Consider the following 12,131-nt stretch of genomic DNA (forward strand, 5'->3'; position numbering starts at 1 on the left):
TTGCAGTATCTCTGCCACGGATGTACTTATGTGGTGAAATATAATAACATAAACTCTGTTCGCTTTATGATACAAAGAAGGAGCGTGTGTCAGAGTCAATAGTAACAAAATTCTCCTCCTTCCCGAAGGAGAGGAGTTTAGTTACTATTGACATACCCTCCAACAAAACTATAACCTAATGAAAAAACGAGGAAGAGGGGGCGGGGTTATACCCGTATTTCCCAACCTTTTTCGTATTCTCTGCCCCAGAGCTTGTTAGCTTCCAGATCGTTCAGAATACGTCCGCTTCCCGGATCAATATCTAAAGAATGACCTACACGCTGTGCGATATTGCCTAACTGTACTAACTGAGTACTGATGCAAGCATCTACAATGCCAGAATTCAGCTTACCACCTTTGCGGATGGCGTCAAACCAGTTTTCGAAGTGATAAGCATCCAGCTTTTCCGATGGATTTAGCAAATTACCAGTTTCAAACTTCAAGTTACTTTTTACATCTTTGATTACTTTCCCTTGTAAGTCTGTTATTTTGTACTCATTGCCTCCACTGATGAAAAGGGTGCCTGTTTCTCCGTAGAAAGCGGTACCTACTCCGTATCCGTCTACCGGTGTGCTGTTGCAACTACGTCCTTCCCAGGAGCAGCATGCTTCGTCGCCGAACTGGAAAGTAATTAGTTGTGTATCAGGAGTTTGCTGGTCGTCCTGAAAGCGATAACGTCCTCCTACAGAATCTACCTTTGTCGGATAATCAACGCCCAGCCCCCAACGGAGGATATCAACGAAATGAGTTCCGTTATTCAATGCTTCACCGGTACCCCAGTTCCAGAACCAGTGCCAGTTATAATGAATATAATTGTCTTTAAAATTGGGCACCCGTGGTGCAGGACCTTGCCATAAATCCCAGTCCAGATAGTCGGGTATAGGAACCACTTTTCCTGTGCCTATGGAAGGACGGTTGTTGACATACCAGGACTTGGCATATCTTACTTTCCCGATTGTTCCAGACTTAATCTCTTCTATTGCTTTGATAACGTTCGGCCACGAACGACGCTGGTTGCCGACTTGGACAATCCGGTTATATTTAAGCGTCGCCCTGACTAACATTTCATTCTCTGCCGGATTGTGGCTGGTCGGTTTTTCCAGATAAACATGCTTTCCTGCTTGCATAGCCATAATGGCTGCTTTGGCATGCCAGTGGTCAGGCGTGGCAATGACTACCGCCTCAAAATCGTCCGATTCCAGCATTTTGCGGATATCTTTTTCTCCTTTGGGAGTGCGTCCGCTTATTTTATGAATATCTGCCTGACATCTTTCAAGTGCTCTTGAATCAACATCACAAAGGTAAGTAACTTCACAACCTTTCATCTTGGCAAATCCTTGTGCCAAGGCATTACCTCTGGAGTTTACACCAATGACTCCGATTCGTATTTTTTCGTTCGCACCCAGGATTTCCTGATAACTATTTGAACCGAAGCCGGGAATAATGCTTCCCAAGGAAAGGGCGGCCGTGCCTGCAACTGTTTTTTTGATAAAATCTCTTCTTGTTGTCATAGTGTTTATTTTTCCTCAAAGTTAAGCCGTTATTAACTGATATCAGACTTCTTTTCCGTCAATCAATCTTCAAAAAACGTAAAGCTGTTACTTCTTTTTTCGAAGGAGATGACGTAACCCGATAACGAGTATACGCGGAATCCATAGTATGAAATAGATGAAAAAACTGATAACGAGCACATACCCCAGTTGAGTGAATATTTCAATCCACGGACGTGTATAGACAAGAATTGCAATAATATTGATTGCAAAAGAGAGAAGAAAGCATATCAGATAAATGTTTCTTTCCCTTTTAATTTTTTTGAAGGTGATGATGATATCTTTCATAATTTAAAATTTCATATATGGTATTTTATATTCGTCGGGGAAAAGGATATGGCGCTCTTCCTCCATTGCTTGATTGCCAAGCAGGCAAAGTACGGTGGAGCAATAGGCTTCTTCTACCACATTTTGTGCTTTTTCTCCAGTGATACATGATTGGCAGAAAGAAGAGAGAATGATATCGGAACCATCTTTGTCGGCTCCGATCATGCTCAGCCCGTTGTTGATGTTAATGTCTCCTTCAATAACAAAATGTGGCGTGTATTCCATTTTTGTTTCCGGTCTCCAGCTGGGTCCGGCTGTCGGGATAGCAGCGAATACTTTATCCTTAACCTGTCCGATAAGTTGCCGGATGCCCGATGTTGAATGGTCCTCTTCCAGATAATAGATACCTTTTGCCATTTCCATAGTACCTTTGTGCCCGAGGATCTGGTCTTCCATACCGTTGAATTTATTGGAAATCAACGATTCGTAGGCAATCTTGGTTCCGTCGGAGTATCGGTAAGTCACATTTACGCTATCGTATACTTCGCGACCGTCTTTCCAGTAGACAATGTCACCCATACCGATGATGCTTACCGGCATTCTTTTAGCTGCCCAGTTGCATACTTCCAGTTGGTGACAGGCCAGTTCGGTCATTAATCCGCCTGAGCTTTCTTTGTACAATCGCCAATTGATTTGATGTTCCAGTTCCGGTGAGGGAACGGGACGGCGCCAGTCTGCATTTCTGAACCAATGGCAGCGCATTCCTACCACATCTCCGATGAGTCCGGAATGAATCATTTGCATTCCTTTGATATACTTCTCGTCATACATACGCTGCATGCAGAAGTAGAGAACCTGATTGGTCGTTTGATAGGCATCATAAATAGCTTTGCATTCGTCTAAAGTCCGTGCCATGGCTTTTTCACAGAATACGTGTTTACCGGCTGCCATGGCATCCAGTACGATGGGGGCATGCCAGTTCAACGGAGTAGAGATAATTACGCCGTCAATATCTGCCGATTCCAAAAGCTTCCGGTAGTCTGTGTATGCTTTGGCACCCGGACATAACTCTACTGCTTGTTGGAGGTTAGGAGCATAATTGTCACAAACGGCAACAATCCGGGCATGGGGAATCTCTTTTAGATTGTGGATATGATACTGTCCCCTGGAACCAGTACCGATTAAAGCGATCCGGGCTTTCTCGTTGCGGATTTCTTTAAGCTTTTCGGGTGTGCAGGAAGACAGCCAGGGTGTGCTTGCCAGCAGTGCTGTTCCTCCTGCGATATATCCCAGACTTTTGATGAATTGTCTGAGATTCAAATCGACTCCTTTTTCTATTTTGTTTCTCATATTTTATAGAGTATATATAGTTCCTTTTATATGTTTGAAGTTCTCGTTGATCTGTTCCCGTTGTTGGTCGTCGGCAATCATCCAGACTGTACTGAGTATTTCTGCATCCAGCGGATTGTCTGATAAGATACTCGTAACTTTTTTTTGTTCGTTGTAGATTCCTGTAAGCGGATTTATAATATGTCCGGTGTACTGTTCCGTATTCCCGGAAGTGGACAACGTATTGTCAGTAAGGCAGAATTCGTCAAGAGTTTGTTGAGTGTAAGGATTCTGCAAACTGACTTTCCAGCAGTCTCCATAAGGATGGTGTCCTATTCCCATAATCGAACTGTTGCCAAAATCGACGAAAGCATTCTCTATATTTCCCCGCAAGAGGATTTCTTGAATCTTTTTTAAGGCGTATCCCTTCGCGAAACCTCCAAAATCAAGTGTTACGGAAAAGTTGCTAAAAGAGATATGGTGATTGCCGTGAATTTGTATTTGTGAGAAATCGTTTAATGTGATGTCGAAAAGATGAAGAGTCTTTTCATAATAATATTGGCATGACCGTAGGATATCTTCCAATTCCGCACTGACAGAAACTGAATCTTGTTGTGTATGGCTGTTTAGCTTTGATACTTCACTTGTGGCATCAAATCGATTCAACATCTTATCCAACTTTTCTAACTCGTCGGTAATATGTGCCCAAAGCATGTTTAGGAGGGGAAGGTTGGAGTGAATCATCAGGATATCAAGACGTGTCCCCATAACATGAGGAATGAATCCATGAAACATGGATTCATCTGCATAATATTTTATTTCACTTCTTAACACGTGTCTGCGGCCTTTCTTATTTCTCTTTCTTTGCCAGCTCTACAGCTGTAGTGGTAATATAATATTTAGATATTGTATTCTCGTTTTCCCATTCCGGCATATTTTTATCATGCAAATAGCCAAGGAATGCTTCTGCTACTTTACTGAAGTGAGCTTCATGTCCCAGTCTGTCCGCCTGTGGAATATCAATCAGATAAAGTCCTTCATTCATTTTTTTGACGGATAGGAACGGATAGGTCGCTTGCAGTTGTTTGATTGCCTTTTGCAACTGGCTCTCAAATTCAGAGTGATCAGACTCTGCGGCTTTTTGGATGTAGAGCTGTTTCACAAAACCACTTTCTTTGTCCTGAATTGTTTTCAATGTAGCCTTACTTCCTTTCTTAAGGGAGGTAAAAGTGTCGCCGCCATCACTTGGAGGAGTGTAATTCCAGATAACCTTCATACCTATATGAATCCCCTTTACTGTGTAATTTAGGCTACCATTCGCTAAAACCTCCAGCACATTATTATTGATATATTTGTTCAAGAAGGCGGGGAAGGTGTCAGCCTGCGTCGATTGCGAAAATTCAGGTAATGTAATGCGGGTAGGCCAATGTCTGGCTTTCAATACTTCTACATCCGACTGATAACGGATGGTTTCGTTGGGGAAACATTGCCAGTTGACCAGATCGATAAGATGAGTGGTTACATCTGCAATACCTTCTCCTTGTTGCTCTGTGTCATAATACCATACCGGACGAATCAGTGGCTTGCCTGATACATTCTTAAAGAAATGATGAACACTTTCCATAGAAACTGACGGATCATTCAAAGACCCTTTTTGCAATTCACCAAAAAGATCCGGATTGTTCAGTAATGATTTTTCGATGATATTCAGGATGTCATATCGTTCAGTCATCAAGTCGTAAAGGAGTAATTTCCTTTCCTTTGCCAATTGATATGCTTGAATCAGTAAGTCGAAATCCTTCTTGTTAATGGCCAAAGGCTTGTCGGAAAGCACATTGTATCCTGCTTTGATAGCTTCCAGAATATAGTTTGTTTTTTTCTGGTTGTTTCCGGCAAGCACGACTACATCTCCTTGACGGTCGGAAAGCATCCTGGAAAGATAATCGCCCCCAATATATATTTCTTCTTTCCAGGATGTGGGATTCTCCGCCCGTTGATTATAGCTATTTATATCGTTCAGATATTGTTTGACTTCCGCTCCTTCGGGAGCATATACCCGAATTGTGTCGTTCACTGAGGCCAGCGGATTCTTTTGCAACAGACTGGCATGAAAATGTCCTGGGTCGAGGACCACTATTTTTACGTTCGGATTCATATCTTTGTCATGATTGTTGTTTGCCTGCTTTGGGGAAAAAGAGCAGGAAGCAACTATTAATGAGATGGTCAGGATCCCGATGTGTCTGTATGTGTACCTCATGTGCTATTTTTATTTATAGGTTTTAATTAGCTTCTGTGCATCTTTCAGCCCTTTTCGGTATGCCTCCTCCATGGTAACGATTTTGCCGTTCTGTTCTTTGCTCATATTGGAAGCTTTCATAAAAGTGAATATCTCAATTGTTTCTTCTTTCGAAATCGGAGCTACTCCGGTCTTGAAAAAAGTGAGTATTTGATCGAGCAAAACTTTGTAACCTTCATATCCTCCTGCTGCTATTGCACCTTTGGGGGTATAAGCTGTACCGCCATAAATGGCCGGACCTTCTTTGATTCCCCTGAAAGTACCTATCCGCCCGTCTTTCCAACGGCCTACCACTACATCAGCATCTTGGGAAGACATACGGTTGACTGACTCGCAACCGGTTCCCATAAGAGTATAAAGCGTTTCTACTCCGTGAATGCCATAAAAACCGAAGTCGGGGTGAGTCGGTTCTACCTTGTGAGGAGAATAACAGTCAGTTCCCAGAATTTTGCCGAACTCTCCGTTTCTCAGCTTTTGATTCTGTGGAGAATATCTGAGTGCAGAAGAAGAAAAGATAGGCACATTGTATTTCTCCGCCATTTCGTAAATGGCAATAGCTTGTCCCAATGTCGCTCCAATAGGCTTGTCGATATAGCTTATTTTTCCGGATTTGAATACTTCCATTGCTTGTTCGAGGTGGATTCTACCGTCGTTTGTTTCAAGCATGACGCAATCTACCTTGTCAAGCAATTCCGCAATGGAAGATGTAATCTCCACACCGTGTTTCTTGACCTCTTCTATATATCCGGGAATTCGTTCGTAACTGGACTGGATAGTCTTTGAACCATAAGGGTAAGCTGCTACGACTTCGAACTCTTTGACAAACTTATCGTCAGAGTCTCCGTTCAGTAGCTCGGTGAAAGCTGTAGAATGGGAAGTATCGAGCCCGATAATTCCTATTTTAATTACATCCTGCGCATATAGTCTGAAGCTGACAGACAAGAAAGTAAGGAGGATAAATAAGATATTTTTCATATGTATTTATAAGTTTATTCGTTCTGCACTTTCAGGATCCAAATATAAACAAGAATTTTCTTTTTTGCGTAATATACTGGCCGGACATTTTTCGGAAATTTCTCCATAAAGAGTGTTGTATACTGCATTGGCTTTATTTTTAAAAGGCACAATGCAGAACATCCAGTCCGCTTTTAATAAGGCTGGAATGGTAAGAGTCAGTGCTTTAGCAGGAACAAGGTCGAATGCTTCAAAGCATTTTTCATTCACTTGTTGCTGCCGACATATCGGGTCGAGTTCTACTACTTTAACTAAATGGGAGTCGTTGAAATTGGCTACATCCGGATCATTGAATGCAATATGACCGTTTTCTCCAATTCCCAGACAGACAATATCGACAGGATGACGAAGCAGCAATTCGGAATAACGTTTGCATTCTTCTTCAAGGTTTTTTGCTTGTCCGTTCAGATAGTTTACAGTCTTGAACGGGACTTTGTCGAAGATACGCTGACGGAGAAAATTTCCGAAACTTTGTGGGGCTTCCGGATGAATGCCGATGTATTCATCCATGTGGAAAGCGTTGATTCTGCTCCAGTCAATCTGTTTACTGTGAATAAGATGACTTAAGAATTCATTTTGTGAAGGAGCTGCGGCAAAAATCATATTGATTTCAGCTTTCTCTTTGAGAAGTTCGCATATTTTGTTAGTAACTTCTGTCGCAGCACATTTCCCCATCTGTTGGATAGAAGGGAACATTTTGACTGTTAATAGTTCTTGTTGAAACAGGTATGTTTCATTGATTGTAGATAACATGGCCTTTTGATATAGTTGTTGTTACGTTAATTTGATTGTCGAAGATGACGATGTCGGCATCTTTACCTTCCTCCAAAGAACCCTTTTGGGAATCCACATGCAGAATGCGGGCGGGGGTAAGGGTTATCATTCGGATAGCATCGATTAGGGGTATGCCGGCTATACTTATCATGGTTCTTACCAAACGATCGGCGGTAGCTACGCTTCCAGCGAATGCCGAACGGTCGGGAAGCTTGGCTACTCCGTCTTCAATAATAACTTTCTGACCGTTGGTCAGGCTGCCTAATATGGATTCACCGTCCGGCATTCCCGCACCTCGCATGGCATCTGTGCAAAGTGCTGTTTTATCGGTCCCCTTGAACTTATATACGAATTGTAGTAAAGGTTTGGGCAGATGAATGCCGTCCGCAATGATTTCTACTGTCATACCATCAATCAGATAAGCTGCCTCTACCACACCTGCATAGCGATAGGCATTTCTACGGGTGATGGTTGACATCGCTGAATATAAATGAGTGATATGAGTATACCCTGCTTCGTATGCTTTTACCACTTCTTCATAAATGGCATCGGTATGTGCGATGGATGGGAGGATGTGACAGCTATTGAGCTTTTCCCCCAGTTCAATTGCTCCTGCCAGTTCCGGAGCAATACTCCACCGTACAATATCTTGTGAAGCTTCCAGTATTGTGTTATATTCGTCCGGATGAGGCGTTTTCAAATGATTGGGGTCTTGGGCTCCACACTGCTTAGGCGAGAAGTAGGGCCCTTCCAGATGCAACCCGATAAATTGGGCACCTTTTTTATTAAGACTTTTGGCTTTTTGATAAACGGCAAAGGTCGTCATTAGCTCTTCGTTTGTGCTGGTCAGTGTTGTAGGTACCATGGCTGTTGTTCCATATCTGGCATGAGTTTCGGCTACTCCCAGAAAGGCCTCTACGGTTCCATCCATAAAGTCATGACCTCCGCCACCGTGAACATGTATATCGATAAATCCTGGGGAGACATATTGTTGGTTGGCATCTATGATCCGGTCGTCAGCTTGAGGAATATATGCTTCGGATGATACAATCTGTTCTATCTTACCATTCCGGCAAACCATTATTTTATTGGTTTCGATGCCGGTAGGGAGTATTAGTTCCCCATTGATAATAATCAGTCTTTCCATTTTTTTAATTTTTAATGTCTTACGTTCAGTCTTATCTCCAGGAGTTGATTTTATGCCCTTTGATGGCAAAGAATACCAGATAGATAAAGCAAGGAATAAGTACCCAGTAACCGATACGCAAACTGTACTGGTCGGCAAAGTGACCATATACCAAAGGTAAGATGGCATTGCCACATAATCCCATAATCAGCAGAGAGGAACCGGTTTTGGTGAATTTGCCTAACCCATGAATGGAAAGAGGCCATATTCCTGCATAGATCAGAGCGTTGGGAAAACCTAAAGCATTCAGAAAGAAGATGGAAGCATTGGCTTGATGACCGAATAATGTCATATCGAAGTCTGCCCATACCACTCCGAATGAGAGAGCCAAACCTAGTAATGTACACCCTATCAGTGCATTTTTCTGGGAAATGTATTTAGGGATAAGGATGATACCAAGTATATATCCTATCATTGTGCATCCCAGTGTGTAAGAAGGGAATACTTTTGCTTCCAGTAAATCCATCCCCATAGAGTTGGCGTAATTGATTATAGTGTCAATGGCTATAACCTGTGTACCTACATGAAAGAAAATGGCCAATGCACCTAATATGAGGTATGGAAAGTCGAGAATGCTTTTTTTGTCAGTATGTTTATTGTCCTGTTCATCAGTGGCATTCTGCTCGTCAGTATTTATTTCCGGTAATACGGAGTAGCGGATACCGATACCTGTCAGCAGTAAGATGATGCCCAGAATAATGTATGGGATAATGACACGTTGTATCAATTCATTGAGCATGGCGTTCTTTGTTGCTTCGTCCAGTGCACCGGATTCAATTAATGCAAAGAGTTCACTGTCGTTTGCTTTCAGAATAAGGGCAGCGAATATGAGCGGGGAGATAATTCCTGCCACTTTATTGCAGATTCCCATGATGCTGATACGTCGTGCTGCACTATCTATCGGACCGATAATGGTGACATAAGGATTGGCAGCTGTCTGCAAAATAGCCAGGCCGGTGCCAATAGAAAACAAGCCGATGAGAAATATTTCAAATTGCCGTGCCAGAGCTGCCGGGACAAAGATAAAGGCTCCCAAAGCAGTCAGCATAAAGCCATACATGATTCCTTTTTTAAATCCTGCTTTCTTCAATAGAATGCCCGAAGGAATGGCCATGACAAAGTATGCTATATAGAAAGCAAAGGCTACAAAATAGGATTCAAAATGGGTAAGCTCGCAAGAAATACGGAAGTATGGAATCAGTATGGAATTGACCCATGATACGAATCCGAATATAAAGAACATACCGGCCAGAATAGCCAGAGATATATAATAAGTTTTTTTTCTTGCCGAAGGTTGATTGTTTCCCATAAATTGGTCTTTTATAGTATGTATTTATATAATTGATAAAACAAAGGTAGGACATTCGATTCCTTTCTTCTCTGTGAAAAACGAAAAGCTACATTCAAAAAACGTATCTTTTGAAGCGCCTGTTTGTCGAATGTCCGCCTTCATTATTGTGCTTTGGTAAAGTACGTATCGTATTTTAAGATAAGACTGTCTGCTATTTGAATCGGGTCTTCCTCTGAAACAATAGGGAAAGAGTCTTTCTGTAGTGTCCAGTTGTATTCAAATTGCGTAATGTCCTGGTGGAATTTGTCTTCGTCAAAAGGTTTATCTTCCGAAACGGCAGCGATGACTCCGTCTGTGAAACGTTTCCAACGTTCCCGGTAGAAGCTTCGGGTAAGTCCGCCCCAGCCTCGATTGGCATAGTCATTCAGTTGGGTGTCCTGTTGCCCCCATACGGTCAGGATACAGCGTGCATTTTCTTCATAGTAATCCTTTTCCGACACGGTTGCACCACAGTTTCTGGCGTCTTGTAACCATTTCCCGATGGATAGAGTCGCGTCACAGGAAAGGAGGCGGTCTACGTCAAGCAAGAGGTTGTCCATACGGGTACTCCATTCTCTCATGCCTGTTGTATCTTTCCGGTTATAGCAAGCGGTAAACTGATCTCTATATTCGGAGAACAAGTTTCCTAATACTTGTCTTCCGATATTGATTACGTCAAAGCGAAAATCACTATTGTTGATGTTCCGGGCTTTTAGTAGCTCTTTCCATATTTGCCATAAGTCGTTATTTGCGTAATGTATGCCGGGGTTTGTATTCCAACTTTTAGTTCCCGTTAGTCTGGGGCGTGCGTTCATTAATACCGATTGGCCGCATGTGGCATGTTCGGTATAAATTTTCTGATGCAAGGCTCTCCACGCTTTGATGATATTGGCATCCTGATTTCCTCCTCTGCACATGGACCAGTTGGTTATCCATTGGTCGGTAGTGACAGGATAATCCCATGCCTGGTCAAAAACAAATTCGTACATAAGAGGGTTTACATCAAAGCCTTCAAGAGTTGCTCCCAAGCCATAGACATTGTCTCCTCCTTCCTTGAAGAGCCGTTTAATCTTGAAATCAATATCATTCAGATTGCCTGCTATCATTGTATTGCCGCCAAAATTACCCAGATAACACCAAATATAGGGATTCCCGTAATATTTTTCAGTATTTCGCCAGATTTCTGTATGATCGCAATAGTAATCGAGTAATATCAGTTTGTTATCTGGTACTGCTTTTAGAAAGGAACGGATACGGGGTTGAGTCCATTTCTTTTTGTCATAGAAGAACATCCAGGTCATTTGTAACCATTGGGCTGCTGAGTCTACCTGATGAATCGACTCGTAAATCTTGCTTGAGACATTGGCTAAAAAATCCTCGCTCCAGTCAGGAGAGTCGACTTCATTGAAAGGATCGATTCCATAAATATGGTCAGTACCATATACTTTGGTTTGTTCCTCCAGAAAACGGCGCTGAATGATTGAGTATAATGAGTCCATCGGATCGATAAAATGACTGCGGTATTTTTCATCGAAGCCACCCCACTGACTCATCTGATAGATTTTTGCATTCGGATAAATTGTTTTTAATTCGGCTGGTACATGACCGGCAAATGCTGGTAATACAGGAGTCATATCAAACTCACGTTCTCTTTCGAGAATACGTTTTTGTAATTCCTCCTGATCCTTTAGCCAGGATTGAGGTAGTGGACTTTGCCAGTAATCGACATTGGACATCCGATGCCAGGGAAGATGGGCTGGCCCTGTAAAGTATGAGCGAACCTGTTCGTCGCTCAAACCCATGTCTGTCCATACTTTGTACCAAATGGATTCTTGTCCGGTAATGGCAAGAGGCATGGTGACTCCGTTTAATGCCATCCAGTCTATCAGTCGTTCCCAGTCCTGCCATTTCCAATAGGGCATAGTATAACCGAATGTACAATAGTTGAGAAAAAAACGATTGTCACATTTGGAACGGATATATACTGGCTGAGGTATCTCCGGTAGTACATCAGGCATTTCCACTGTCTCTGAGGCATACCAGGAAACATGGGTATGACAGTAGTTTTTCAGATAATGATTCAAACCGGCAGCCAATGAGTTACGATTGTTTCCTTTTATCCGTATTTTCCCTTGACTCGATTCCAGTATAAAACGGTCTGTATCAATAGAATCTGTCAGTAACTCGAATAGAAACGACTGGGCATGCCGGGGAAATAATCTTTGGCACATTTCTTTTAATACAGGAGGGCCTGTTTCTACATTGCGTTGGCAACCGACTATCAAAAATAGCAGGAGTAAGTATAGGTATTTATGATTCATAGAATGGCGATGATTAAACTGTTTA

10 protein-coding genes are annotated in these 12,131 nt (G+C 42.3%); all 10 read right to left on the minus strand.

What is annotated here, in order from left to right; genetic code table 11:
* Positions 1-206: 206 nt before the first annotated feature.
* Positions 207-1,550, minus strand: coding sequence for a Gfo/Idh/MocA family protein (locus A4V03_RS00005; protein ID WP_065537455.1), 1,344 nt, complete (start codon positions 1,548-1,550; stop codon positions 207-209).
* 87 nt (positions 1,551-1,637) lie between these two features.
* Positions 1,638-1,877 carry a hypothetical protein gene (locus A4V03_RS21490; protein WP_065537456.1) on the minus strand — a complete coding sequence of 80 codons (240 nt, stop codon included), beginning with the start codon at positions 1,875-1,877 and terminating at the stop codon, positions 1,638-1,640.
* A 3-nt stretch (positions 1,878-1,880) separates the two neighbouring features.
* Positions 1,881-3,206, minus strand: coding sequence for a Gfo/Idh/MocA family protein (locus A4V03_RS00015; RefSeq protein ID WP_065537457.1), 1,326 nt, complete (start codon positions 3,204-3,206; stop codon positions 1,881-1,883).
* A gap of 3 nt (positions 3,207-3,209) precedes the next feature.
* On the minus strand, positions 3,210-3,980 hold the full coding sequence (locus A4V03_RS00020; protein WP_065537458.1) for an FAD:protein FMN transferase: 771 nt from the start codon (positions 3,978-3,980) through the stop codon (positions 3,210-3,212).
* Between the two features lie 55 nt (positions 3,981-4,035).
* A complete protein-coding gene (locus A4V03_RS00025) occupies positions 4,036-5,442 on the minus strand; it encodes a putative oxidoreductase C-terminal domain-containing protein (protein WP_065537459.1) in 1,407 nt (468 codons plus the stop codon).
* Positions 5,443-5,451: 9 nt separating this feature from the next.
* Positions 5,452-6,456 (minus strand): Gfo/Idh/MocA family protein, encoded by a 1,005-nt coding sequence (locus A4V03_RS00030; RefSeq protein ID WP_065537460.1) that lies wholly within the window; start codon positions 6,454-6,456, stop codon positions 5,452-5,454.
* Positions 6,457-6,462: 6 nt separating this feature from the next.
* Positions 6,463-7,248 carry a glucosamine-6-phosphate deaminase gene (locus A4V03_RS00035; protein WP_065537461.1) on the minus strand — a complete coding sequence of 262 codons (786 nt, stop codon included), beginning with the start codon at positions 7,246-7,248 and terminating at the stop codon, positions 6,463-6,465.
* Positions 7,229-8,416: an N-acetylglucosamine-6-phosphate deacetylase gene (nagA, locus tag A4V03_RS00040; RefSeq protein ID WP_065537462.1), complete on the minus strand. Its 1,188-nt coding sequence runs from the start codon at positions 8,414-8,416 to the stop codon at positions 7,229-7,231. Before nagA ends, A4V03_RS00035 begins: the two co-directional genes overlap by 20 nt.
* Before the next feature lie 31 nt (positions 8,417-8,447).
* Positions 8,448-9,764 carry a sugar MFS transporter gene (locus A4V03_RS00045; protein WP_065537463.1) on the minus strand — a complete coding sequence of 439 codons (1,317 nt, stop codon included), beginning with the start codon at positions 9,762-9,764 and terminating at the stop codon, positions 8,448-8,450.
* Positions 9,765-9,907: 143 nt separating this feature from the next.
* On the minus strand, positions 9,908-12,106 hold the full coding sequence (locus A4V03_RS00050) for an alpha-N-acetylglucosaminidase (RefSeq protein ID WP_065537464.1): 2,199 nt from the start codon (positions 12,104-12,106) through the stop codon (positions 9,908-9,910).
* Between the last annotated feature and the right edge of the window lie 25 nt (positions 12,107-12,131).

Origin of the sequence: Bacteroides caecimuris (genome assembly GCF_001688725.2) — a bacterium.
Classification (GTDB): Bacteria; Bacteroidota; Bacteroidia; order Bacteroidales; family Bacteroidaceae; genus Bacteroides; species Bacteroides caecimuris.

What these genes read in the sequence shown, in the direction of transcription:
- A4V03_RS00035 (WP_065537461.1), bottom strand. Translation starts at nt 7,248, where the DNA reads ATGTTATCTACAATCAATGAAACATACCTGTTTCAACAAGAACTATTA.
- A4V03_RS00025 (WP_065537459.1), bottom strand. Translation starts at nt 5,442, where the DNA reads ATGAGGTACACATACAGACACATCGGGATCCTGACCATCTCATTAATA.
- A4V03_RS00005 (WP_065537455.1), bottom strand. Translation starts at nt 1,550, where the DNA reads ATGACAACAAGAAGAGATTTTATCAAAAAAACAGTTGCAGGCACGGCC.
- A4V03_RS00030 (WP_065537460.1), bottom strand. Translation starts at nt 6,456, where the DNA reads ATGAAAAATATCTTATTTATCCTCCTTACTTTCTTGTCTGTCAGCTTC.
- A4V03_RS21490 (WP_065537456.1), bottom strand. Translation starts at nt 1,877, where the DNA reads ATGAAAGATATCATCATCACCTTCAAAAAAATTAAAAGGGAAAGAAAC.
- nagA (WP_065537462.1), bottom strand. Translation starts at nt 8,416, where the DNA reads ATGGAAAGACTGATTATTATCAATGGGGAACTAATACTCCCTACCGGC.
- A4V03_RS00050 (WP_065537464.1), bottom strand. Translation starts at nt 12,106, where the DNA reads ATGAATCATAAATACCTATACTTACTCCTGCTATTTTTGATAGTCGGT.
- A4V03_RS00020 (WP_065537458.1), bottom strand. Translation starts at nt 3,980, where the DNA reads ATGTTTCATGGATTCATTCCTCATGTTATGGGGACACGTCTTGATATC.
- A4V03_RS00015 (WP_065537457.1), bottom strand. Translation starts at nt 3,206, where the DNA reads ATGAGAAACAAAATAGAAAAAGGAGTCGATTTGAATCTCAGACAATTC.
- A4V03_RS00045 (WP_065537463.1), bottom strand. Translation starts at nt 9,764, where the DNA reads ATGGGAAACAATCAACCTTCGGCAAGAAAAAAAACTTATTATATATCT.